Raw genomic sequence first — 22,231 nt, forward strand, 5'->3', positions numbered from 1 at the left:
TGATGGTAATGAATATGCCGAACTGGCTGAAGCAGCGCGCTTTTTTAACACCAGATCGGAGCGCGCTTGTTTTTAATGAACGAAAATGGACGTTCTCCCAGCTGTTTGATGAAACGTGCCGGACAGCAGACCGATTATATTCAGCAGGTATTCAAAAGGGTGACTATTGCGGTGTACTGGCAGCGAACCAGCCTGAAACCGTATTTACGATATATGCACTGCAACAGATTGGTGCGACGGCTGTTATGTTGAACAGCCGGCTGACAACGGATGAAATTGCCTGGCAGCTTCATGATGCGAAGGCGGTTTATTTGCTATACGATCAGGAACACACTGAAAAAGCCCAGCTTATTCCCAGCATACAGTCTCTTTTCATCACCGGAATTGAAACAGTTTCAACCGCTGCTGAAGTTCGTCACACATTTTCCCTGGAAGAAACATGTTCCATTATGTATACATCAGGTACGACCGGCCGCCCAAAAGGAGTCATTCAAACGTATGGAAATCATTATACGAGTGCTGTGGCTTCCGCGCTGAACCTTGGTCTTCATTCAGATGACACCTGGCTTTGCGCTGTGCCCCTTTTTCATATTTCAGGCTATTCAATTTTGATGAAAAGTGTATTGTATGGCATGGAAGTGCATTTAATGGAAAAATTTAATTCGAAGCGTGTGAATCAACTGTTAAAGTCAGGTGATGCAACGATGGTGTCTGTCGTTACAGCGATGCTTTCAGGGATGCTGAATGAGCTGGAGGGTGATTACAGTTCTCGTCTGCGCTGTATGCTTCTTGGCGGGGGACCGGCGCCTGTTTCCATTCTTGAAGCATGTAAAGCAAAAAGAATTCCCGTTTTCCAAACGTACGGTATGACCGAAACAGCTTCTCAAATCGTCACACTTGCACCGGAGGATTCACTTGGAAAACTCGGTTCAGCAGGGAAACCGTTATTTCCATGTGCGGTCAAAATTGACGGAGCGGATGAAGGCGAGATTTTGGTAAGCGGCCCAAACGTGACACCGGGCTATTTAAATCGCCCAGATGTCAATAAACAAGCTTTTCAAGATGGCTGGTTTCGAACGGGCGATATTGGCCGTCTCGATGAAGATGGTTTTTTATATGTGCTGGACCGCCGCTCCGACTTAATCATTTCCGGCGGGGAAAATATTTATCCGGCTGAGATTGAGTCTGTGCTGACTGGACATCCAGCGATTCTTGAAGCGGGCGTCACAGGTGTGCCCAATGACCAATGGGGCAGCGTGCCGGCCGCTTTTTATGTAAACAAACAACCGGTTTCTGAAGAAGAACTAATCGATTTTTGCCGGGAAAAGCTGGCCCGTTATAAAGTTCCGGCTTATTTTGTAAAAGTGGATGCGCTGCCAAGAAATGCCGCAAACAAGCTGCTTCGGCGTGAGCTGGCAAAGCAATGGAGTGAACAGGATGAAGATTAAAAAGCTGAAAATGTATGTCGTTTCAATGCCGCTGAAAAAGCCATTTCATACACATTTGGAAACGGTAACGAATCGTGAAGCGATTATCATTGAAGCAGAAGATGAACAAGGAATAGTCGGCTGGGGAGAAGCATCTGCTTTTTCCACGCCATGGTATACCGAAGAAACGGTCAAAACGGAATGGCACGTCATTAAAAATTTTTTATTTCCGCTGCTTAAAGATCGGCAAATCGATCATCCGGAAAAAATCGCTCATGTATTTTCTGTGATTCGGGGCAATCGAATGGCTAAAGCGGGGGTAGAGTCGGCGATTTGGGATTTATATGCGAAACAGTTAAACAAACCGCTTTTTGAGGTGTTAGGCGGAACACGCACGTCGATTCCGGTCGGAGCAGTAGCAGCCGGAAAGACAACAAATGAAATGTTAGAGCGAATTCAAACATTCATTGAGGCGGGTTACGAACGAATTAAAGTGAAAATCAGCCGGGAAGAGGATATTTCTTTGTTAACCACCATTCGTCAATCATATCCTCACCTATCATTAATGGCGGACGCTAATTCTGCGTACTCCATGCAAGATAAGGATCATTTAAAAAAGCTGGATAATTTTGAGCTTATGATGATCGAACAGCCTTTTTCAGTAGATGATATGTGGGATCATGCGAAGCTGCAGAAAGTAATCCACACGCCTATCTGTTTAGATGAAAGCATTCGGTCGCTTCATGATACAGTTTGTGCACTTGAAATGGGGGCCTGTCAGGTTATCAATCTTAAATTCAGCCGCGTTGGCGGTTTATCAGAAGCGAAGCGCATCCATGACTGCTGTCTTCGGCAAAATGTGGACATGTGGGCCGGAGGGATGATTGAATTTGGCATTTCACGCGCTCATAATATTGCTCTCGCTTCACTTCCGGGATTTACAATGCCGGGAGATATCGTGTCTACGGATTACTATTGGGAAGCAGACGTCATTGAACCAGGTATTTTTGTCGAAAAAGGCCGGATTCAGCTGTCTAAAAAAGCGGGAATTGGTTATAAAGTCAACCGAAAATGGCTCGAAAATAAAAAAGAAGCTGTTTATTTTGTCTGAATTGTCGTTTTATTGAAACTTTTTTTGGGAAAAGAAGTAGAAAGGAGTAAGAAAAACAGAAAAGAGGTCAGCCCATGGCAGTTGTAATTTGGATGGCATGTACCGCAGCGGCTCTTACTTTTTTTCTGTTTAGCCGCAAAAAGAGATGGTTGGAAGAGCTTCACGTAAAACTGAATGAGTCGTTTCATGAGGTGGATCTTTTTATGAAAAAGCGGGTAGAGGTGCATGCGAAGTGGGCGGAAAAGGTCGCTGCTTATGACCTTGATGCACAAGGGATTTTGGCAGAAATGATGGTTTTGCGTGACCGCTTTGATCACATGCCAATCGAGGAAAAGGTGCTGCTGTGTAAAAAGCTGGATAAGCTGTCGGATCAAATGATTGCATCTGCTGAGCATTGTCCGCGTCTCCGAACATCTGCGTCCTATATTCGTCTTCATGCTCAAGCTGAGAGTTTAGTAGCGGAAATGCCAAACGCCTGCTGTGCTTACAATACACAAGCCAAGCAATTAAATGAAGCACTCCGTCGTTTCCCGGCAAACATTACAGCAGGATTGGCTGGCTTTGAGCCAAAGGAGCTGTTCAGCCACCCCGAAAAAAAATCAGCCGCGGTCTGATTTTTTTTTTGGCCATTTTTCAGGAACTTCATCGAAGCCGCCCGGATGAAAGGGATGGCATTTTAAAATACGGATCATAGCAAGCAGCCCGCCTTTTAACGCCCCATGTCTTTGAACAGCTTCATATCCATAATGAGAGCAGGTTGGATAAAAGCGGCATATCGGCGGTTTCATTGGTGACAGCACTTTTTGATAAAAACGGATCAAAAGCAAGAACAACTTTTTCATTTGTCTTCACGTGTTTCATCAGATAAATTATGTTTCGGCGGGTCGATTGTGTGCTTGTAGCTGTACCCTTTATTAATTGTTAAAACGGATAAAGCGAGCACTACAAGAACAACGATAATAGATATAATAATAACAATCATCATGGTCGACATAAAAAATCCCCCTTTTTTCATAGTGTAACACGTTTTTGTTTACTTTTGCACAAGGCGGGTATAATGTAGGTATCGGTATAAATTACATATAAGCTGGAGGGAATTTTTTTATGTCAAAAAAACTAATTAACAGTGTAAACAAACAAGTTGCAAACTGGACGGTTCTGTACACGAAGCTTCATAACTACCATTGGTATGTAAAAGGACCCCAGTTTTTCACTCTTCATACGAAATTCGAAGAGCTTTACACGGAAGCAAGCGTTCATATTGATGAATTGGCCGAGCGTCTATTAGCGCTGGATGGAAAACCGATTGCAACGCTTAAAGAATCACTGGAAAATTCAAGTGTAAAAGAAGCGGAAGGGAAAGAGTTGGCGGAAGAAATGGTTCAATCTCTTGTAGATGATTTCACTACGCTGACAGGCGAGTTAAAAGAAGCGATGGATCTTGCGGCTGAAGTAGGAGATGAAACAACTGGAGATATGCTTCTTGCGATTCACCAAAGTCTCGAGCAACACTTATGGATGCTGAAATCGTTTCTTGAAAAATAATTGACGAATCGATGAATGGCGACAAAAAAGCGGAGAAGCAAATTCTCCGCTTTTTTTTTATGTATTAATGAAACTGGCGATTGTGACGAATTGGAATCTGATCTTGATTAAATTTTTCCTTTAGCCCTTCGTACAAATACACTCGGAACAGCCAGGCAAGCTCGTCTTTCGGCATTTCTCCAATGACCGACAATATATCCGCTTCAGACATTTCACCAAGAACGGTCAGCGTGATCATATCGAGGTCGTCTTCCGTTCCCTGCAGCCGGCCACGATATAGTTCAAATAACTCATCCACGAATTTCATTGCTGTGCCTCCTTTTTCAAGAATATATATATAGTTATACATGAAAACGCTATCATATTCCAACTTTTTTTATTGAATGAATGAAAAGAAAAGAGAGCATCCTGTAAAAAGGAGGGGATTCATATGGAAAAGCAGCCCTATTATGTTCAAATTGCCAGCGGGGAAATTCAGTCGAAGCCTGATGTGTCGCCCTGGAATTTTCGTGTTTTCGCCAATGATAAAGAAATTCGATCGTTGCGCGAGCTTCTAAATGGGGTGAATGATGCAGATTTCGGTACATTTTGGAGGGCGCACCTTCCAGCCATTCCGTATCATGAAGATGCTGACAACGATCAGTATGACCGGTACATGACGGCAGTATATGAAAAAATATATGAACTCGGGGATGAAGAGGCGCGGGAGCATATAAAAAAATGGAGAAATAACGTATAATAGGGAGAAAGCAAGCAAGGGTGAGGGATGCCGGTTGCATTTTTTTACGGACGAAAATGGTTATACCGTTACAATGACTTTTGAAAAGGGTGCATTCGGCCAAAAGCCGTCTCACGTCCTCGTCTTATGCCGGAAAGAACAAGCATGGCTTTTAACGAAGCATAAGGTGCGCGGGCTGGAATGTCCTGGCGGAAAAATAGAGCCGGGTGAAGCACTTGAAGCAGCCGCCCGCCGGGAAGTGGCGGAAGAAACCGGTGCTGTTGTATCCGGCCTGCATTTCATTGGTGAATACTATGTGCATGTTCCTGAAATGCCCTTTTTAAAAGCGGTTTTTTTCGCACAAGTAACGGATATAGAGAAGAAAGACGATTATTTAGAAACGGATGGTCCTTACATCGAAATAGAAGATTTACTGCATGTGCGTTTTAGAGACAACTATTCGTTTTTAATGAAAGATGACATGATTGCGCTTGCGCTGTCTGAAGTGAAAAGGAAGGGATTGGTAGGATGACCTGCATACCGTATCCATCGCCAAATCCACATGTGCGTCTTTATATGGTCCAATATGAATCTGCTGGTCTTTTAGTGAAAGGATTTTTGGCAGAACCGGCTGATGATGAGCTGCATGATGGATTTTTATATTTGCGTGGCGGCATCAAAGGCGTTGGCATGGTGAGGCCAGCCAGAATTGCCGAATTTGCAGCAGAGGGATTTATTGTGTTTGCACCGTTTTATAGAGGCAACCGCGGTGGTGAAGGAAATGAAGACTTCGCCGGAGATGATCGGGAAGACGCTTTTTGCGCATTCGATTGGTTGGAACAGCATGCGCGTGTGAAAAGCAGCCGTATTCATGTTTTTGGCTTTTCCAGAGGCGGCGTCATGGCCATTTTAACAGCGATTCACCGACCGGCCGCTTCTATGGTTACATGGGGCGGCGTATCGGATATGACGCTCACATATGAGGAGCGAAAAGACATGCGCCGAATGATGAAACGTGTCATTGGCGGGACACCACAAAAAGTGCCTGAGCAGTACGAGTGGCGGACACCATTACGTGATGCAGGCCGCATAAAAGCGCCCGTATTGATCATTCATGGGCGGCTGGATAAAAATGTATCAGTGGAACACGCTTATCGGCTGGAACAAGCTGTGCACCATGCGGAAACGATGTATTTTGACGAATATGATCATTACATATCACCTGCAGTCAACCGGCAAATTGTCGGTCATATTGCGAAATGGATGAAGGGGGACTAACTGATGGGAATGTCAATGGAATTAAATACGATGATTGTTACTAAAGGAAATGAAGTGCGGGAGGAAGAAAACCGGTTTTTATTGAAAAAAAGTGGCTACCGGCTGTATCCGATTGATATCCCGATCGCTGTTCATAAAACAATCGATAGTGAACAAAGCGGCACAGCTCTTATTAAAAAAGTAGAATGGCAGCAAGACTCTACAACCATCACGTATACACTCGTTTCATTAAAATCAACGAATTAAACAGAAAATAAGGTCCACAGGAAGTCATCCTGTGGACCTTATTTGCATTAAAGCTGTGGACCGCCTTTTTCCTCGATTTGGGCTGCGACACCGTTGAATTTTGTGAAATTCTCACGGAACTTCGCAGACAATTCTTTTGCTTTTTCCATGAATGCGTCTTCGTCCGCCCAAGCTTTGCGCGGAATTAATACATCATCCGGCACACCCGGTACATGAAGTGGGATTTCAAGGCCAAATACTTTTGTTTTGTATGTTTCAGTATGATTCAGCTCACCTTCTAGTGCGGCTTGAATCATAGCGCGTGTGTAAGAAAGCTTCATACGCTCGCCTGTGCCGTACTCGCCACCAGTCCAGCCAGTATTGACTAAAAATACTTGTGCATTATGCTCGTCGATTTTTTTGCCGAGCATTTCAGCGTATACGGTTGCCTCAAGCGGCAGGAACGGCGAACCGAAGCAAGTGGAGAACGTTGCCTGCGGGCTTGTGATGCCGCGCTCCGTTCCGGCAAGCTTTGATGTGTAGCCGCTCAAGAAGTGGTACATAGCCTGTTCTTTCGATAGTTTACTAATTGGAGGCAGCACGCCAAATGCATCTGCGGTCAGGAAAATGATCGTATTCGGATGGCCGGCTACACTTGGATCAACAATGTTGTCAATCGCTTGAAGTGGGTATGCGGCCCGTGTATTTTCCGTCAATGTGTTATCGTCATAGTCCGGCTCGCGTGTATCCTGGTCAAGAACAACATTTTCAAGAACGGATCCAAAACGGATGGCATCAAAAATTTGCGGCTCTTTTTCCCGCGTCAGTCCGATGGTTTTTGCGTAGCAGCCGCCTTCAATGTTGAAAACGCCATTTGCGGACCAGCCATGCTCATCATCCCCTATAAGGCGGCGGTGCGGATCAGCGGAAAGTGTTGTTTTTCCTGTGCCGGAAAGACCGAAGAACAAAGCGACATCGCCTTCGTAGCCAACGTTTGCCGAACAGTGCATCGGTAACACATTGTTCTCTGGAAGAAGGTAGTTCATAATAGAGAAAATGGATTTTTTCATTTCGCCCGCATATTCTGTTCCGCCAATTAAAATAACGCGCTGTTCAAATGAAACGATAATGAATGTCTCAGAATTTGTACCATCTTCAAGCGGATCTGCCTGAAAAGAAGGCGCTGACAAAATTGTGAAGCCCGCTTCATGCACGTGAAGTTCTTCTTTAGTTGGGCGAATGAACAGCTGGTGGGCAAATAAATTATGCCAAGCGTATTCATTGACGACTTGAATCGGCAGGCGGTGTTTTTCATCAGCACCGGCAAACCCTTTAAAAACGAACAGTTCGTCTTTTTCTTTTAAATGATGGACGACTTTTTCGTACAAACGGTTGAACTTCTCTTCCGAAATTGGCTGGTTGACGGAACCCCAGTCAATTTTGTTCTTAACGGATGCTTCCTCGACAATAAACTTATCCTTCGGGGAGCGGCCCGTGTATTTGCCTGTTTCGGCGCGAACCGCTCCAGATGCGGTTAAAATGCCTTCGCCGCGTTTAAGTACCTTTTCAACAAGAACAGGTACGGAAGGCTGAACAAGAATATTTGAGCCTTTCAGCAGCTCGACGATTTCGCTGGAAACAGTTAAAGAGTTCATAATGTACGACCATCCTTTATTTAAATTTTATATGTGTTTGGTTAACATGAAATTAGTATAACACATTTGGTTGAATAGTCTATACTAATGGATGAAAATTTTTGTTTATTTTTTAAAGAAAGAGCAAAACAACGATCAATTTGTTTGGAGTATTAAATATGAAGAAAATAGGAAATAATCAAAAAAGATGAGCGGGGAAATTGTTTTTTCAGGAGTAAACGGGTTGACACAAAGGGCGATATTTCGTAACATTGACACTTGAACGGATACTCTTATCCTGAGCTGGTGGAGGGACAGGCCCTGTGAAACCCAGCAACCTGCCGCAACGCGCGGAGAAGGTGCTAAACCTGAGCAAGGATCAGCCTTGGACGATAAGAGTGAAAGGCCCGAGTAAAAACAACCTTTCCTCTCTCAATGCCGGGAGAGTTTTTTTATTTTCTGGATCACCTGAGGGAAAATGAGTACCGTACACACTGATTTTAAGGAGGAATTTTTTCATGACAAAACAGCGTCGCCTGTTTACATCAGAGTCTGTAACGGAAGGACATCCGGATAAAATTTGCGATCAGATTTCCGATGCAATTCTTGATGCGATTCTTGACAAAGATCCAAATGCCCGCGTAGCAGCGGAAACATCTGTAACGACTGGACTTGTTCTCGTTGCAGGCGAAATTACCACTTCATCTTATGTGGACATTCCAAAAATCGTTCGTGAAACGGTAAAGGAAATCGGGTATGTCCGTGCAAAATACGGATTTGACTCAGAAACTGCAGGGGTCTTAACATCGATCGATGAACAGTCTCCTGACATTGCAGCTGGGGTTAACGTTGCTCTTGAAGCACGTGAAGGCCAAATGACGGACAAAGAGCTTGATGAAATCGGAGCAGGAGACCAGGGCTTAATGTTCGGCTTTGCCTGCAATGAAACAGAAGAGCTTATGCCGCTTCCGATTTCACTTGCGCATAAATTGGCACGCCGCTTAACGGAAGTGCGTAAAAATGAGACGCTTGATTACCTCCGTCCGGATGGAAAAACGCAAGTAACAGTTGAATACGATGAAAACGGCACGCCGGTTCGTGTAGATACAATTGTTATTTCAACACAGCATCATCCGGAAGTAACGCTTGAACAAATCCAAAAAGAAGTTCGTGAGCAAGTCATTAATGAAGTCGTTCCGGCCCAATTGATCGATGCAGAAACGAAATTTTTCATCAATCCGACAGGCCGTTTTGTTATTGGCGGACCACAGGGTGACGCAGGCTTGACAGGCCGTAAAATTATCGTGGATACGTACGGTGGATATGCGCGCCATGGCGGCGGTGCATTCTCTGGTAAAGATCCAACAAAAGTAGACCGTTCGGCTGCATATGCTGCACGTTACGTAGCGAAAAACATCGTAGCGGCAGGTCTTGCAGATAAATGTGAAGTGCAATTTGCCTATGCGATTGGGGTTGCGCATCCAGTATCGATTGCTGTTGATACTTTTGAGACAGGTACGGTTACGGAAGAGACGCTTGTTAACTTAATTCGTCAAAACTTCGATCTTCGTCCTGCAGGCATCATTAAAATGCTTGATTTGCGCCGGCCAATTTACCGCCAGACAGCGGCTTACGGACACTTCGGCCGTACAGACGTGGATCTTCCATGGGAGCGTACGGACAAAGCGGAAGCCTTAAAATCAGCTGCGAACAAATAATCGAAAAACCATGCCTGGAGTATTTTCCAGGCATGGTTTTTATTTTTGAATGGACTTATAGTACTGCCCTTTCTCAGCATATTCCCGGACAATCCGCTCCATATCTTTCCGGTCCTCATCGTGCACTTCCCGTACAACTTTTACCGGTCGACCGAATGCCATGGTGTTTGGCGGGATCACTTTCCCTGGCGGAACGAGGCTGCCTGCCCCGATAAACGCGCCTTCGCCAACTTCTGCATTATCTAAAATGGTCGATCCCATGCCGACAAGAGCACCTTTGCGAATGGTGCAGCTATGTAAAATCACTTGATGCCCAATCGTCACTTCATCTTCAATTACGAGTGGGTTGTTTGGGCTTTGGTGAAGAACCGAATTATCCTGCACATTTACCCGGCGGCCGATAATGGTTGGGGCAACGTCACCCCGGATGACCGTGTTATACCAGATAGTGGATTCTTCACCGATCACAACATCACCTGTGATCGTTGCATAGTCGGCAACAAAGGCGGATTGTGCAATAACAGGATGTTTGTCTTTATATGGATAAATCATTATTGAAACCCCTTTCTTTTATTTGGTTTACCGTTTTATTTTATCGAACGGCAAAAGATTTGTATAATAGAAAAAACGGTTTTCGTTTTTGAAGGAGAGAACGCTATGTGGAAATGGGAATGCGAAGAAAAGCCAAAAGGTGTTATTGTTATGGTGCATGGTGCACTCGAACACCATGGAAGATACGGCTGGCTTATTGAAATGTGGCGGCAAAATGGATTTCACGTCGTCATGGGCGATCTGCCGGGGCAGGGGATGACATCACGTGCACGCCGGGGCCACATTTCATCTTTTACAGAATATACAAATGAACTATCAGATTGGGTTCAGGCGGCTTATCAATTTGACGTGCCTGTGTTTTTGCTTGGTCACAGCATGGGAGCGCTCGTCGTCACCCGTTTTTTGCAGGAGCAAAATCCGGAAATCGCGGGTGTCATTTTATCTTCCCCGCTTTTTAAAATGAAGCATGTGCCGCCAAAACATTTAAATGTGATGACGCATGGCTTAAATACTGTTACGCCTTCATTGAAATTTGATTCTGGCTTAACCTCTGATATGGCGACGCGAAATGAAGAAATTTGGGCATTTGATGCAGAGGATGCTTTATTCGTCCGAAAAGTATCAGTCCGCTGGTATCGTGAAGTCGTTCAGGCAATCAAGATCGCGACAGCAGGTCCGGGTGAGATTCCTGATATCCCGCATCTGATTATGCAGGCAGGGGATGACCGGATCACGGATGGAAGCGTGGTTCGCATATTTGCTAAAAAACTTGATCTGTCCGAGTTGCAGTACAAAGAATGGCCAGGGCTTTATCACGAAATTTTTAACGAACCGGAGCGCGATGATGTGTTTCAATATGCGCTTGATTTTGTTCATAATCGCCTGCGGTCACTTGGGTTTATCATTGAAAAGTGAGGTAAAAGAATGACAGTTCCTACAAATTCGCTCCTATTAATGCGAAAAATATACACAAACATTTTTCCGTCTGTTAAAGCGGAATGGAGCAAATGGAAAGAAACAGCAGAACGAATACCTGATCCCGAACTGCGGCAGCAGGCACTTGATGTGTATGAAAAAAAATATTTTCATTGTGAAGCAGGCGGTGTCATTTCGATGCTTGCGGGCAGTTATTCTCACGAGGCGATTTCATTTATTGTACCGTATCAGTTAATTTGTGATTATCTGGATAATTTATGTGACCAGACGACCTCATTTAATCCTGATGACTTTGCAGCGCTACACGAAGCACTTCATGACTGCTTTTTTCCAGGACAGCCGAAAAGCGATTACTATCGCCATCGTGAAACAAAAAATGACGGCGGCTATTTAAATGCGCTTGTTGAGGGATGCCGCCGGGTTGTGGAAAAAACCCCGTCATTTGCCGCTGCAAAACCACATGTGCTGGATTTAAGCCGTTACTACAGCGAGCTGCAGATTCATAAGCATGTGCGGGAAGAAGAGCGGGAGGAACGCTTAATCCGCTGGTATGAAAGCCGAAAGTCAGAACTGCCGGAGGAAATGGCGTGGTACGAGTTTGCGGCCTGTACCGGGTCAACAGTGGGTGTTTATTGTCTCATGTCGTGTGCAATGCAGCCGGCTTTTACACCTGTCTATGCGCGAATGGTGCGTGACTGCTATTTTCCGTATGGACAGGGCATTCACATTTTGCTCGATTATTTTATTGATCAAGAAGAGGACTTAGAAGACGGAGAGTTGAACTTCTGCACGTATTACAAAAATGAGAAAGAAATGATGGAACGTTTTCTTTACTTTTTACAGCAGGCGAAAAAGGGAACAGAGCAGCTGCCGCATGCGAAGTTTCATTCATTCCTAATCGAAGGCATTGTGGCCGTTTATTTGTCAGAAGAAAAAGCAGCCGGCAAAAAAAGTGTGCGCGGCCATTGCCGCAAGCTCGTACACACAGCTGGGCCCGCTAGTATTTTCTTTTACTGGAATGGCAGGACATACAAAACGTATCGGAAAATGCGGCAAGCTTATAAATAAAAGAGGTGTCACTGCCAAATGAAAATTAGTATACTGGATCAATCCCCGATTTCAGAAGGGCAGACAGCAGCCCAGGCGCTGCAGGAAACAATTGAGCTTGTGCAGCTTGCCGAACAGCTTGGCTATGAGCGATTTTGGGTATCAGAACATCATGATGCCGCCACACTCGCCGGTTCCTCGCCGGAAGTGCTGCTGGCCCATCTGGCAGCAAAAACAACAACGATCCGGCTCGGTTCAGGTGGTGTCATGCTGCCGCATTACAGCGCTTATAAAGTGGCTGAAAATTTCAAGTTGCTGGCTGCACTCGCGCCAGGGCGGATCGACCTTGGTTTAGGCCGGGCGCCGGGCGGCATGCCCCGGGCTTCATTTGCGCTGTCAGACGGGCGGAAACGGGAGGTTGATCGGTATCCAGAACAAATCGATGATGTCCTTGCATATTTGCATGATCAGCCGGTGCCGCATGCGTATACAGGAGTGAAAGCGACGCCGATTGTAGATGTACCGCCTGATGTATGGCTGCTTGGCTCAAGTCCTTCGAGTGCTGTGTTAGCCGCGGAAAAAGGCCTTCCTTATACATTTGCAAAATTTATAAACGGGGATGGCGGACAAAAAGAGCTGGCTGAATATCGGCGCTTGTTTCAGCCGTCTGCTTACATGACTGCTCCAAAAACAACGATTGCTGTTTTTCTTATATGTGCCGAAACAGATGAAGAGGCGCAGTACTTGGCCGGCAGTTTGGAATTATCATTAATGATGACGGGACAGGGGGTTCCATCAAAAGGGACACCATCCCCGGAAAAAGCGGCGGCGTATTCATACGGAAAGTTTGAAATGATGCACGTTGAAGAAAACCGAAAGCGGATGATCATCGGTGGACCAGAAACCGTCCGGGAAAAGGTGGAACGTCTTGCGGCTGAATATGAGGCAGATGAAATCATGGCAGTGACCATCCTGTATGATTTTGAGAAAAAAAAGCGGTCATTTGAACTTCTTGCGCGATTAATGAAGCAGTAGGAAAAAGTTCCCTTTAAGAAAGGGAACTTTTTTTACAAAATAAAGTTGACAATGAGAATCATTTTCGTTAATATTTTACTAGTCATTGATAATCATTTTCATTAGGAAGGAACGAATTACATGAAGAAGAATAAATTATTTTCAATTTTATCATTGCTTGTGATCATGAGCGCGTTGTTTTTAGCTGCATGTTCACAAGGCGCAGAGGAAGAAACAGAAAATGAAAGCAAAGACAGTGCAGCTTCAGAAACACGTACATATGCATCTGAAGAAGGAGACATTGAAATCCCGGCTAATCCGGAACGTGTAGCGGTTATGGCGGCAACATATCCTGGTAACTTCCTTGAGCTTGGTGTTACACCGGTCGCCATTACAGACTGGTCAGCAAAAAGTAAATTTTTGGGTGATCAGCTGAAAGGTGCAGAAGTGATTGCGCCGGATGATTACGAAACACTCCTTGAAGTAGCACCGGATTTGATCATTACATATACAGGTGATGAAAACATGGCGAAATATAAAGAAATTGCGCCAACAATCGGCCTGACATATGAAAAATACGACTATATCGAGCAGCATCTTGAAATCGGTAAAATCCTCGGCAAAGAAGAAGAGGCTCAAGGCTGGGTAGATGAATGGAATGCTAAAGCGGAAGAAGCGAAGAAAAAGGTGCAGGAAGCGATCGGAACGGATGTAACGGCTACTGTTGTTGAAACATTTGGGAAAGACACGTATGTTTATGGTCAAAACTGGGGTCGGGGCACAGAGGTTATTTATCAGGCACTAGGCATTAAAGCGCCTGAAAAAGTTGAAGCTGAAGCATTTGGACCAGGATACAAAGCGATTTCGGCTGAAGCGATTCCGGAGTATGCAGGCGACTACATTTTTGTAGGAGAGGGTGCAAACGTGTCATCTTCTACTTTTATGGAAACGGACCTCTGGAAAAACATCCCGGCTGTACAAGAGGGAAATGTCATTAAATTTGATTCTGACTCTTTTTATTTTAATGATCCGATCTCGATTGAAAAAGAATTGGAATTCATCGTGGACGCTTTAACCGAAAAAGCGGCACAATAAAGGGCTTTTTTATGAATAATATAAAAGAATCAGCGATTACCTCCCGTCCTAAGACGGGAGTGTTCGTCATTTTAGCGGGATTTGTGGGATTGTTATTCAGTCTGGCTCTTTCTGTCTCAGTCGGTGCAGCAGATTTAACATTAAAAACGGTTTGGGAAGCCATTTTTTCTTATAACCCGAGCCGTGAAGCGGATCAAATTATTATGGGTATCCGCCTGCCTCGTGAAGTCGGCGCGGCCCTTACCGGTGCGGCTTTTGCAACGGCAGGGGCGATCATGCAGGGAATTACGCGCAATCCGCTGGCGGAACCAGGACTGCTTGGGTTAAATGCAGGCGCAAGTTTTGGACTTGCCTGTCTGCTCGCTTTTTTTACAAATACTACATATATCATGGCCATCTTGTTTTCATTTCTTGGTGCTTCTTTAGGAGCCATTTTATTGTTTGGGCTTGCTTCTTTAAAAAAAGGTGGATTTTCGCCGCTTCGAATTGTTTTAGCCGGCGCTTCGATCTCAGCGCTTCTAATCGCGCTTAGTGAAGGAGTCGCGATTATGTTCAAGCTGTCCCAGGATCTTGCTTTCTGGATGGCTGGCGGTGTTTCCGGAACAAGCTGGTCACAGCTGCAAGTAATGGCGCCGATTGTCGGCATCGGTCTTCTAACAGCCATTTTCTTTTCACGATCGCTGACCATTTTAAGTTTTGGCGATGAGATGGCTAAGGGTCTTGGGCAGCGGACAACGCTTATTAAAGTGATCCTTATTCTTGTGGTACTCGTGCTTGCTGGTGCGGCAGTGTCTGTCGCTGGACCCATCATGTTTGTCGGCTTAATGACGCCCCATATTGTACGGGCGCTCGTTGGAACTGATTACCGATGGATTATTCCCGGCTCGGCGCTTGCCGGCGGCATCCTGCTCGTTTTGGCTGACACCACGGCCCGCATGATTAATCCGCCATTTGAAACACCAGTCGGCGCCGTCATCTCTATTATCGGTGTGCCGTTTTTCCTTTATTTAATTCGGAAAAGGGGGCGGCTGACTCAATGAACGGTCATTTAAAAAGAAAAGCGGGATTTATATTAGCCGTTTCCTTTATTCTGCTTTGTTTCTTATTTATCTTAAGTGCAGCATTAGGAAAAGCGTCTCTTCCTCCCGCAAGGCTGTTAGAAACATTGCTTGGCAATGGGACACCGAGAGAGGAGCTTATTTTATATAGCTTCCGTCTCCCGCGTATGCTCATTACGATGCTTGCCGGTGCGGCATTGGCTGTTTCCGGTGCTATATTGCAAAGCATTTCACGCAACCCGCTTGCAGATTCAGGTATTTTGGGGATTAATGCCGGTGCAGGGTTGATGGTGGCGGTTTATGCGATGGTTTTCACACCACAATCTTCTACGTTTCTGTACATGGTGCCGCTTTTTGCGTTTATTGGCGGCATGACAACAGCTGGCATCATTTCGGCCATCTCGTATCATAAAACAGAAGGACTTGATCCAATGCGCCTTGTGCTCGCTGGTGTGGGTATGGCGATGGCTATGTCAGGAAGTATGCTTATTTTGGCCTCCCAGTTTGATTCGCGCGAATATGAATTTATTGCCGGATGGCTTGCAGGATCCATTTGGGGGAACGACTGGAATTTTGTCATGGCACTAATCCCATGGGTTGGCATTCTTATTCCATTTGTTCTTTGGAAATCAAACGTTTTAAATTTGCTGAATTTAAATGAAGGCACTTCAGCGGGGCTTGGCGTAAAAGTGGGAAAAGAGCGGATGTTGCTTCTGTTCGTTGCGGTAGCTCTTGCATCCGCAGCCGTTTCCGTCAGCGGCGGTATAGTATTTATTGGACTGATGGCACCACATATTGCGCGAAGTTTAACAGGCCCCCGGCATCAGCACTTTGTTCCGGTCGCGGCTGTTATTGGCGCGGTACTGCTGTTAGCGGCAGATACTGCAGGCCGGCTTATGCCTTTTACAACAAGCGTCCCCGCCGGTATCATTGTCACATTAATTGGCGCACCGTATTTTATGTATTTAATGGTGAAAAAATAAAAAAGCCTGACTCCTTATCGCATTAGCGCAGCGGGAGCCAGGCTTTTTTTTATCACTTACCGTTTTTCAATAGCCACAATAAACGGCGGCGTGTTCATTTGATTAATAAAACCATACTGAATGACATGTGCTGTTTGCTGATCGAGAGAAGCAGCATATTGAACAACCGCGTCTCGTTCGTCGGCACCGCCATCGTGCCCGTGATAAATAACAAGCACAATCAAGCCGCCCGGTTTCATCATTTGAAATAATTGATGAATCGCATCAATCGTTGTATCCGGTTTTGTAATAACGGACTTGTCGCCTTTTGGCAAATAGCCTAGATTGAAAATCGCTGCGTTCAGCTTTCCATGATAACTTTCTGGAATGAGCGTCTCGGCCTGCTCATGACCGGCATGAAATAAAGATGCGCGGTCGGCAATTCCGGCATTTTGAAGCCGCGCCGTTGTATTTTCAATTGCCTGATGCTGAACGTCAAAAGCAAAAACGTGTCCATCACCGCCAGCTAAATTTGCTAAAAACAAAGTATCATGTCCGTTGCCCGCTGTTGCGTCGACGAAATAATTTTTATCTGATGCCGTTTTTTGGATTAATAGACGTGCAAACGGCAATATTCCATCGAGGGTCATGACTGCATAACGGCTCCTTTATAAAATTTGCCCTGCCATGTATCACGCTGCAGCATTTCCGCATGGATTGCGTTTAACACTTCCCACTTGTTGACGCTCCACATCGGCCCGACCATCAATTCAATGGGCCCGTCACCGGTAATGCGGTGCACAATCATTTCAGGCGGCAAAATTTCAAGCTGGTCGACAACAAGTTTTGCATATTCGTCCATTGATAAAAAGTCGAGCATCCCTTTTTCGTACTGCTTCACAAGCGGTGTGCCTTTTAACAAGTGAAGCAAATGGATTTTTATGCCCTGCACGTCCAAATTCGCGATTGCCTGGGCTGTTTCCATCATCATCTCTGGTGTTTCAAGCGGCAGGCCGTTAATTAAATGCGAGCAAATGCGAATGTTGTGCTTGCGCAGTTTTTCCACACCTTCTACATACGTTTGGAAATCATGGGCACGATTAATAATACGTGCGGTTTTTTCGTGAACAGTCTGGAGTCCAAGCTCCACCCATAAATACGTACGCTCATTCAATTCAGCCAAATACTCGACAACATCATCGGGCAGACAGTCCGGACGTGTCGCAATGGAAATCCCGACAACATCGTCCTGCTTTAACACAGTTTCATATTTTTCACGGAGCACGTCAACGGGTGCGTGTGTATTGGTATATGCTTGAAAATACGCCATGTATTTGCCGTGTTTCCACTTTTCATGCATTTTATTTTTAATGTCGTGGAATTGTTTTTCAAGCGGGTCGACCCGGTCGCCGGCAAAGTCGCCAGAACCTGCTGCGCTGCAAAATGTACAGCCGCCAAATGCCACTGTGCCGTCACGGTTCGGGCAGTCAAATCCGCCATCAAGTGCAACTTTAAACACTTTGTGGCCAAAGTGCTCTCGTAAATGATAGTTCCATGTATGATACCGTCTGTCGTCACTGGCGTACGGAAACGGGTTTGTCATGATTCATTCCTCCTTTAAAACTCGTTTTAAATTGTAGCATGAACAGCAGCACTGGTAAAATGCGCTTGCATAATCAGTGAAGTTTTTCTAAAATGAAAGGTAAAGATTAAGGAAGAAAGCCGTTGAGTTTTTATTCAACATTGGGTAGAGACACATTTCTCCTGTCCCATTATCTGGGAAGGGGTTTTTTTCATTAGAGCTCCCGAAAAGTGAAAAAGACGGCTTACATAAATGGAAGGCAGGTTCAATAATGAATTTTGACCATAAGCAGATTGAACAAAAATGGCAGCAATATTGGGAACAAAATAAAACCTTTAAAATGAACAATGACTCTGATAAGCCGAAGTTTTACGCGCTCGATATGTTTCCGTATCCATCCGGCGCCGGTCTTCACGTCGGACACCCGGAAGGCTATACGGCGACGGACATATTAAGCCGCTTTAAACGCATGCAGGGCTACAATGTGCTTCATCCGATGGGGTGGGATGCATTCGGTCTTCCAGCGGAGCAGTATGCGCTTGATACTGGAAACGATCCGGCTGAGTTCACGGAGCAAAACATTAACAATTTTCGCCGTCAGATTAAAGCTTTAGGCTTTTCTTATGACTGGGATCGTGAAATTAATACAACAAACCCGGATTATTACAAATGGACCCAATGGATTTTTCTTCAATTATATAAAAAAGGTCTTGCATACGTAGATGAAGTGCCGGTGAACTGGTGCCCGGCGCTTGGCACTGTCTTGGCGAACGAAGAAGTCATCGACGGCAAGTCAGAGCGCGGCGGACATCCGGTTGAACGCCGTCCAATGCGCCAATGGATGCTGAAAATTACCGCTTATGCGGATCGGTTAATTGAAGATTTGGATGAGCTTGACTGGCCGGAAAGCATTAAAGACATGCAGCGCAACTGGATCGGACGGTCTGAAGGGGCAGAAGTGACATTTAGCATCGATGGATATGATGAAACATTTACTGTTTTTACAACACGTCCGGATACGCTATTTGGCGCCACGTATACGGTTTTAGCTCCTGAACATCCATTTGTAGCAAAAATCACAACAGATGCGCAGAAGGAAGCTGTGAATGCGTACATTGACCAAGTAAAATCAAAAAGCGACTTGGAGCGGACAGACCTTGCCAAAGATAAAACAGGCGTCTTCACTGGCGCATATGCGGTAAATCCTGTCAATGGCGAAAAAATGCCGATCTGGATTGCGGACTATGTCCTAATCACATACGGAACGGGTGCGATTATGGCAGTTCCGGCACATGATGAGCGCGATTTTGAATTTGCGAAAAAGTTTGACCTGCCGATTCAAGAAGTCGTCGCTGGCGGAAATGTAGAAGAAGAAGCGTACACGGGTGACGGAGCCCACGTGAATTCCGGATTCCTAGACGGCTTAAACAAAGAAGACGGTATTATAAAAATGATTGAATGGCTTGAAAAAGAAAGTGTCGGCATGAGAAAAGTAACATACCGTCTGCGTGACTGGCTGTTCAGCCGTCAGCGCTATTGGGGTGAGCCGATTCCAATCATTCATTGGGAGGATGGCACGACGACCGCGGTTCCGGAATCAGAATTGCCGCTTGTATTGCCAAAAACAACAGAAATCCGTCCATCTGGAACGGGTGAATCCCCGCTTGCCGTTATTCAAGACTGGGTAAATGTTGTTGATCCAGAAACAGGGAAAAAGGGCCGCCGTGAAACAAATACGATGCCGCAATGGGCGGGAAGCTGCTGGTATTATCTGCGCTTTATCGATCCTGATAATCAAGAATCGTTAGCGGATAAAGACTTACTGAAGCGCTGGCTGCCGGTTGACATTTACATTGGCGGCGCTGAGCATGCCGTGCTTCATTTGTTGTATGCGCGTTTCTGGCATAAAGTATTGTACGACATTGGTGTCGTTCATACGAAAGAGCCATTCCAAAAATTGTTTAACCAGGGCATGATTCTCGGTGAAAATAACGAAAAAATGAGTAAGTCAAAAGGCAATGTGGTCAATCCGGATGAAATCGTGGAGAGCCACGGTGCGGATACACTTCGTCTTTATGAAATGTTTATGGGACCGCTTGAAGCATCCATTGCATGGAGCACAAATGGTGTGGATGGAGCACGCCGCTTTCTTGACCGCATTTGGCGCTTGCTTATCACAGAAAATGGCTCATTAACACCTAAAGTAACAGGTGAAGATAAATCACTTGAAAAAGTATACCATCAGACGGTGAAAAAAGTGACAGAAGACTATGAAGGACTTCGTTTTAATACAGCCATTTCGCAAATGATGGTGTTTGTCAATGAAGCAAATAAAGCAGAAACGATCCCTGCTGAATATGCGGAAGGATTTGTGAAGTTAGTGTCACCGCTTGCGCCCCATTTAGCGGAAGAGCTTTGGGAAAAGCTTGGTCATAGCGGGACCGTCACGTATGAAGCGTGGCCGGCATTTGACGAGTCAAAGCTTATTGATGAAGAAGTGGAAATTGTCATCCAGCTGAACGGCAAAGTAAAAGCAAAAGTAATGGTTTCAAAAGATGCAACACGGGAACAAATGGAAGAGATCGCGATGCAAAATGACAAGCTTCAAGAAGAGCTTGCTGGCAAAACAATCCGGAAAGTAGTCGCGGTGCCAGGCAAACTTGTCAATATCGTCGCAAACTAATCGAGGAGGAATAAAAACATATGATTCCAACAATCACCGGTGAAGAAGTACGTGAAAAGCTCGAAAATGGCGAACAGCTGGCATTAATTGATGTTCGGGAAAACGATGAAGTGGCAGAAGGAATGATCCCTCAGGCGGAGCATATCGTCATGGGGACGATTCCTGAACAGTTGGATCGTCTCGATAAAGAAACAGAGTACATTATTATTTGCCGCTCCGGCGTCCGTTCGGAAAATGTGTCCCGTTTCTTAATCGAAAACGGTTATAAAGCAACAAATATGACAGGCGGCATGCTGAACTATACAGGCGAAACAGCGCCGAAAAACTAAAAAAAACTGTGCGGAGCAAATCCGCACAGGTTTTTTTTTCGGAAAATTCCTTATCTCACGGCTGCTGCATTTGTTCCGGCGATATGGCCGGTAATGAGTGCGGCGGTAATGTTGTAGCCGCCTGTGTAGCCGTGAATATCTAAAATTTCGCCGCAGAAAAAAAGCCCGTCTTTCTTTTTAGATGCCATTGTTTTCGGTTCAATTTCTTTTACAGACACGCCGCCGCCTGTTACAAATGCTTTTTCAATGGGCAGTGTCCCATTAACAGCGATTTTAAATGATTTTACCGAAGAAGCAAGTTCGCGAATAAGGGCATCTGACAATTGATTGCCGGGTGTTTCTAAATCGATGCCGGTTCGCTCAAGCAAAAAGTGCAAATACCGTTCCGGCAGCAATTTTTTTAAGCTGTTTTTTACCGCTTTTTTCGGTTCTTCCTTGATAATTTGCCGAATGGAAACACCTACTTCATGTTCATTCCCATTCGGAAACGCGTCAATGGACATGTAAACAGGAGAGCCGTTTTTCTTTAATTCCTTTACCACATATTGGCTGCAGCGAAGTGCGGCGGGACCTGATAAGCCGAAATGGGTAAACAGCATATCCATCCGGTGTGTAACAAGCGGCTTTCCTTTTTTATTTAAAACAGATAAGCCGACGTCACGAAGTGCAAGCCCCTGCATGGAGCGATTTAAAATAAACGGCTCTTTTGATGTAATCGGTACTTCTGTTGGGAAAAGTTCTGTGATCGTGTGGCCTGCCTGACGCGCCCACGGATAGCCGTCGCCGGTCGATCCGGTTTGCGGCACTGCTTTGCCGCCGGTCGCAAGCACAATCGCATTCGAACGGATTTCTTCACCGGAAGTCAGCCGCACGCCGCGCATATATTCGTCGTCCATTAACAATTTTTCAACAGGGGACTCAAGCCGCATGTCAACCCGAAGCCGTTTTAATTCACTAAGCAATGCCTCAACGACATCCTGTGCCCGGTTAGAGACAGGAAACATTCGTCCATGATCTTCTTCTTTTAGCTTCACACCGAGGTTCTCAAAAAAACGGATAATATCTTCGTTGCTGAAAACGGAAAAAGCGCTGTATAAAAAACGGCCATTTCCCGGAATGTGACGAATAATTTCTTCTACAGGAAGCCGATTCGTCACGTTGCACCGTCCGCCGCCGGAGATTTGCAGCTTGTTGCCGGGCTTTCGCCCTTTATCAATTAACAGTGTGCGCGCACCTGCACGGCCTGAAGCAATGGCTGCCATCAGCCCGGCTGGTCCGCCGCCCACTACAATAACATCATACATACTGTCACCTCGT

25 protein-coding genes and 1 riboswitch are annotated in these 22,231 nt (G+C 45.4%); of the genes, 17 read left to right on the forward strand and 8 right to left on the reverse strand.

Annotated features, from left to right (window positions below; genetic code table 11):
• The first annotated feature begins 2 nt into the window (after positions 1-2).
• The 3 genes from BA724_RS10835 (at position 3) to BA724_RS10845 (ending at position 3,152) form a co-directional block, all read left to right on the forward strand.
• A complete protein-coding gene (locus BA724_RS10835; RefSeq protein WP_069938690.1) occupies positions 3-1,448 on the forward strand; it encodes an o-succinylbenzoate--CoA ligase in 1,446 nt (481 codons plus the stop codon).
• Positions 1,438-2,538 carry an o-succinylbenzoate synthase gene (menC, locus tag BA724_RS10840; RefSeq protein WP_069938691.1) on the forward strand — a complete coding sequence of 367 codons (1,101 nt, stop codon included), beginning with the start codon at positions 1,438-1,440 and terminating at the stop codon, positions 2,536-2,538. Before BA724_RS10835 ends, menC begins: the two co-directional genes overlap by 11 nt.
• Before the next feature lie 74 nt (positions 2,539-2,612).
• On the forward strand, positions 2,613-3,152 hold the full coding sequence (locus BA724_RS10845; RefSeq protein ID WP_069938692.1) for a LemA family protein: 540 nt from the start codon (positions 2,613-2,615) through the stop codon (positions 3,150-3,152).
• Here the strand turns inward: BA724_RS10845 and yidD are convergent.
• Together yidD and ytzI are read right to left on the reverse strand one after the other, a co-directional pair.
• The gene (gene yidD / locus BA724_RS10850; RefSeq protein WP_069938693.1) at positions 3,138-3,380 is read right to left on the reverse strand and encodes a membrane protein insertion efficiency factor YidD; all 243 of its coding nucleotides are present in this window, start codon (positions 3,378-3,380) and stop codon (positions 3,138-3,140) included. The genes BA724_RS10845 and yidD overlap by 15 nt on opposite strands.
• On the reverse strand, positions 3,377-3,523 hold the full coding sequence (gene ytzI / locus BA724_RS18025; protein ID WP_083256239.1) for a YtzI protein: 147 nt from the start codon (positions 3,521-3,523) through the stop codon (positions 3,377-3,379). The genes yidD and ytzI overlap by 4 nt, the downstream gene beginning before the upstream one ends.
• Positions 3,524-3,642: 119 nt before the next feature.
• Here ytzI and BA724_RS10855 point away from each other — a divergent pair, with 119 nt between their 5' ends.
• Positions 3,643-4,083, forward strand: a complete 441-nt coding sequence (locus BA724_RS10855; RefSeq protein ID WP_069938694.1) for a Dps family protein — start codon at positions 3,643-3,645, stop codon at positions 4,081-4,083.
• Between the two features lie 64 nt (positions 4,084-4,147).
• Here BA724_RS10855 and BA724_RS10860 read toward each other — a convergent pair whose 3' ends face one another.
• Positions 4,148-4,390 carry a DUF6154 family protein gene (locus BA724_RS10860; protein ID WP_069938695.1) on the reverse strand — a complete coding sequence of 81 codons (243 nt, stop codon included), beginning with the start codon at positions 4,388-4,390 and terminating at the stop codon, positions 4,148-4,150.
• A 123-nt stretch (positions 4,391-4,513) separates the two neighbouring features.
• On the opposite strand from BA724_RS10860, the gene BA724_RS10865 reads away from it, so the two are divergent.
• Genes BA724_RS10865 through BA724_RS10880 form a run of 4 tightly spaced genes read left to right on the forward strand, consistent with a single transcriptional unit; the run spans position 4,514 to position 6,325 of the window.
• Positions 4,514-4,822, forward strand: coding sequence for a hydrolase (locus BA724_RS10865; RefSeq protein WP_069938696.1), 309 nt, complete (start codon positions 4,514-4,516; stop codon positions 4,820-4,822).
• Between the two features lie 34 nt (positions 4,823-4,856).
• Positions 4,857-5,333, forward strand: a complete 477-nt coding sequence (gene ytkD / locus BA724_RS10870; protein ID WP_083256201.1) for an RNA deprotection pyrophosphohydrolase — start codon at positions 4,857-4,859, stop codon at positions 5,331-5,333.
• Positions 5,330-6,079: an alpha/beta hydrolase family protein gene (locus BA724_RS10875; protein ID WP_069938697.1), complete on the forward strand. Its 750-nt coding sequence runs from the start codon at positions 5,330-5,332 to the stop codon at positions 6,077-6,079. The genes ytkD and BA724_RS10875 overlap by 4 nt, the downstream gene beginning before the upstream one ends.
• Positions 6,080-6,082: 3 nt before the next feature.
• On the forward strand, positions 6,083-6,325 hold the full coding sequence (locus BA724_RS10880; RefSeq protein WP_069938698.1) for a DUF2584 domain-containing protein: 243 nt from the start codon (positions 6,083-6,085) through the stop codon (positions 6,323-6,325).
• A gap of 47 nt (positions 6,326-6,372) precedes the next feature.
• Here the strand turns inward: BA724_RS10880 and pckA are convergent, their stop codons facing one another.
• Positions 6,373-7,959, reverse strand: a complete 1,587-nt coding sequence (gene pckA, locus BA724_RS10885) for a phosphoenolpyruvate carboxykinase (ATP) (RefSeq protein WP_069938699.1) — start codon at positions 7,957-7,959, stop codon at positions 6,373-6,375.
• Between the two features lie 269 nt (positions 7,960-8,228).
• Positions 8,229-8,337, forward strand: a riboswitch (SAM riboswitch).
• Between the two features lie 119 nt (positions 8,338-8,456).
• On the opposite strand from pckA, the gene metK reads away from it, so the two are divergent.
• On the forward strand, positions 8,457-9,656 hold the full coding sequence (metK, locus tag BA724_RS10890; RefSeq protein WP_069938700.1) for a methionine adenosyltransferase: 1,200 nt from the start codon (positions 8,457-8,459) through the stop codon (positions 9,654-9,656).
• 39 nt (positions 9,657-9,695) lie between these two features.
• Here metK and BA724_RS10895 read toward each other — a convergent pair whose 3' ends face one another.
• On the reverse strand, positions 9,696-10,208 hold the full coding sequence (locus tag BA724_RS10895; protein WP_069938701.1) for a gamma carbonic anhydrase: 513 nt from the start codon (positions 10,206-10,208) through the stop codon (positions 9,696-9,698).
• 105 nt (positions 10,209-10,313) lie between these two features.
• Between BA724_RS10895 and BA724_RS10900 the strand changes: the two genes are divergently transcribed.
• The 6 genes from BA724_RS10900 (at position 10,314) to BA724_RS10925 (ending at position 16,341) form a co-directional block, all read left to right on the forward strand.
• Positions 10,314-11,123, forward strand: a complete 810-nt coding sequence (locus BA724_RS10900) for an alpha/beta hydrolase (protein WP_069938702.1) — start codon at positions 10,314-10,316, stop codon at positions 11,121-11,123.
• Between the two features lie 9 nt (positions 11,124-11,132).
• The gene (locus tag BA724_RS10905; protein WP_069938703.1) at positions 11,133-12,212 is read left to right on the forward strand and encodes a tetraprenyl-beta-curcumene synthase family protein; all 1,080 of its coding nucleotides are present in this window, start codon (positions 11,133-11,135) and stop codon (positions 12,210-12,212) included.
• Positions 12,213-12,230: 18 nt separating this feature from the next.
• A complete protein-coding gene (locus BA724_RS10910) occupies positions 12,231-13,226 on the forward strand; it encodes an LLM class flavin-dependent oxidoreductase (protein ID WP_069938704.1) in 996 nt (331 codons plus the stop codon).
• 120 nt (positions 13,227-13,346) lie between these two features.
• Positions 13,347-14,300, forward strand: coding sequence for an iron-hydroxamate ABC transporter substrate-binding protein (locus tag BA724_RS10915; protein ID WP_069938705.1), 954 nt, complete (start codon positions 13,347-13,349; stop codon positions 14,298-14,300).
• Between the two features lie 11 nt (positions 14,301-14,311).
• Positions 14,312-15,340 carry a FecCD family ABC transporter permease gene (locus BA724_RS10920; RefSeq protein ID WP_069938706.1) on the forward strand — a complete coding sequence of 343 codons (1,029 nt, stop codon included), beginning with the start codon at positions 14,312-14,314 and terminating at the stop codon, positions 15,338-15,340.
• Positions 15,337-16,341 carry a FecCD family ABC transporter permease gene (locus BA724_RS10925; protein WP_069938707.1) on the forward strand — a complete coding sequence of 335 codons (1,005 nt, stop codon included), beginning with the start codon at positions 15,337-15,339 and terminating at the stop codon, positions 16,339-16,341. The genes BA724_RS10920 and BA724_RS10925 overlap by 4 nt, the downstream gene beginning before the upstream one ends.
• 56 nt (positions 16,342-16,397) lie before the next feature.
• Here BA724_RS10925 and mnmM read toward each other — a convergent pair whose 3' ends face one another.
• Together mnmM and mnmL are read right to left on the reverse strand one after the other, a co-directional pair.
• Entirely contained in the window at positions 16,398-16,970 is a 573-nt protein-coding gene (mnmM, locus tag BA724_RS10930) for a tRNA 5-(aminomethyl)-2-thiouridylate-methyltransferase MnmM (RefSeq protein ID WP_069938708.1), read from the reverse strand.
• The gene (mnmL, locus tag BA724_RS10935) at positions 16,967-17,923 is read right to left on the reverse strand and encodes a tRNA modification radical SAM protein MnmL/YtqA (RefSeq protein ID WP_069938709.1); all 957 of its coding nucleotides are present in this window, start codon (positions 17,921-17,923) and stop codon (positions 16,967-16,969) included. The genes mnmM and mnmL overlap by 4 nt, the downstream gene beginning before the upstream one ends.
• A gap of 250 nt (positions 17,924-18,173) precedes the next feature.
• On the opposite strand from mnmL, the gene leuS reads away from it, so the two are divergent.
• Both leuS and BA724_RS10945 read left to right on the forward strand, forming a co-directional pair.
• Complete coding sequence (gene leuS / locus BA724_RS10940; RefSeq protein WP_069938710.1) at positions 18,174-20,585, forward strand: leucine--tRNA ligase; 2,412 nt, start codon at positions 18,174-18,176, stop codon at positions 20,583-20,585.
• Between the two features lie 20 nt (positions 20,586-20,605).
• The gene (locus BA724_RS10945; RefSeq protein ID WP_069938711.1) at positions 20,606-20,914 is read left to right on the forward strand and encodes a rhodanese-like domain-containing protein; all 309 of its coding nucleotides are present in this window, start codon (positions 20,606-20,608) and stop codon (positions 20,912-20,914) included.
• Positions 20,915-20,964: 50 nt separating this feature from the next.
• Here BA724_RS10945 and BA724_RS10950 read toward each other — a convergent pair whose 3' ends face one another.
• The gene (locus BA724_RS10950; RefSeq protein ID WP_069938712.1) at positions 20,965-22,218 is read right to left on the reverse strand and encodes a BaiN/RdsA family NAD(P)/FAD-dependent oxidoreductase; all 1,254 of its coding nucleotides are present in this window, start codon (positions 22,216-22,218) and stop codon (positions 20,965-20,967) included.
• Positions 22,219-22,231 lie beyond the last annotated feature (13 nt).

The sequence above is a fragment of the Domibacillus iocasae genome, assembly GCF_001750285.1.
In the GTDB taxonomy this organism is placed as follows: Bacteria; Bacillota; Bacilli; order Bacillales; family Domibacillaceae; genus Domibacillus; species Domibacillus iocasae.

Excerpts from the sequence above, each read along its gene's own strand:
- BA724_RS10835 (WP_069938690.1), top strand. The coding sequence starts at position 3 with ATGGTAATGAATATGCCGAACTGGCTGAAGCAGCGCGCTTTTTTAACA.
- menC (WP_069938691.1), top strand. The coding sequence starts at position 1,438 with ATGAAGATTAAAAAGCTGAAAATGTATGTCGTTTCAATGCCGCTGAAA.
- BA724_RS10845 (WP_069938692.1), top strand. The coding sequence starts at position 2,613 with ATGGCAGTTGTAATTTGGATGGCATGTACCGCAGCGGCTCTTACTTTT.
- yidD (WP_069938693.1), bottom strand. The coding sequence starts at position 3,380 with ATGAAAAAGTTGTTCTTGCTTTTGATCCGTTTTTATCAAAAAGTGCTG.
- ytzI (WP_083256239.1), bottom strand. The coding sequence starts at position 3,523 with ATGATGATTGTTATTATTATATCTATTATCGTTGTTCTTGTAGTGCTC.
- BA724_RS10855 (WP_069938694.1), top strand. The coding sequence starts at position 3,643 with ATGTCAAAAAAACTAATTAACAGTGTAAACAAACAAGTTGCAAACTGG.
- BA724_RS10860 (WP_069938695.1), bottom strand. The coding sequence starts at position 4,390 with ATGAAATTCGTGGATGAGTTATTTGAACTATATCGTGGCCGGCTGCAG.
- BA724_RS10865 (WP_069938696.1), top strand. The coding sequence starts at position 4,514 with ATGGAAAAGCAGCCCTATTATGTTCAAATTGCCAGCGGGGAAATTCAG.
- BA724_RS10875 (WP_069938697.1), top strand. The coding sequence starts at position 5,330 with ATGACCTGCATACCGTATCCATCGCCAAATCCACATGTGCGTCTTTAT.
- BA724_RS10880 (WP_069938698.1), top strand. The coding sequence starts at position 6,083 with ATGGGAATGTCAATGGAATTAAATACGATGATTGTTACTAAAGGAAAT.
- pckA (WP_069938699.1), bottom strand. The coding sequence starts at position 7,959 with ATGAACTCTTTAACTGTTTCCAGCGAAATCGTCGAGCTGCTGAAAGGC.
- metK (WP_069938700.1), top strand. The coding sequence starts at position 8,457 with ATGACAAAACAGCGTCGCCTGTTTACATCAGAGTCTGTAACGGAAGGA.
- BA724_RS10895 (WP_069938701.1), bottom strand. The coding sequence starts at position 10,208 with ATGATTTATCCATATAAAGACAAACATCCTGTTATTGCACAATCCGCC.
- BA724_RS10900 (WP_069938702.1), top strand. The coding sequence starts at position 10,314 with ATGTGGAAATGGGAATGCGAAGAAAAGCCAAAAGGTGTTATTGTTATG.
- BA724_RS10905 (WP_069938703.1), top strand. The coding sequence starts at position 11,133 with ATGACAGTTCCTACAAATTCGCTCCTATTAATGCGAAAAATATACACA.
- BA724_RS10910 (WP_069938704.1), top strand. The coding sequence starts at position 12,231 with ATGAAAATTAGTATACTGGATCAATCCCCGATTTCAGAAGGGCAGACA.
- BA724_RS10915 (WP_069938705.1), top strand. The coding sequence starts at position 13,347 with ATGAAGAAGAATAAATTATTTTCAATTTTATCATTGCTTGTGATCATG.
- BA724_RS10920 (WP_069938706.1), top strand. The coding sequence starts at position 14,312 with ATGAATAATATAAAAGAATCAGCGATTACCTCCCGTCCTAAGACGGGA.
- BA724_RS10925 (WP_069938707.1), top strand. The coding sequence starts at position 15,337 with ATGAACGGTCATTTAAAAAGAAAAGCGGGATTTATATTAGCCGTTTCC.
- mnmM (WP_069938708.1), bottom strand. The coding sequence starts at position 16,970 with ATGACCCTCGATGGAATATTGCCGTTTGCACGTCTATTAATCCAAAAA.
- mnmL (WP_069938709.1), bottom strand. The coding sequence starts at position 17,923 with ATGACAAACCCGTTTCCGTACGCCAGTGACGACAGACGGTATCATACA.
- leuS (WP_069938710.1), top strand. The coding sequence starts at position 18,174 with ATGAATTTTGACCATAAGCAGATTGAACAAAAATGGCAGCAATATTGG.
- BA724_RS10945 (WP_069938711.1), top strand. The coding sequence starts at position 20,606 with ATGATTCCAACAATCACCGGTGAAGAAGTACGTGAAAAGCTCGAAAAT.
- BA724_RS10950 (WP_069938712.1), bottom strand. The coding sequence starts at position 22,218 with ATGTATGATGTTATTGTAGTGGGCGGCGGACCAGCCGGGCTGATGGCA.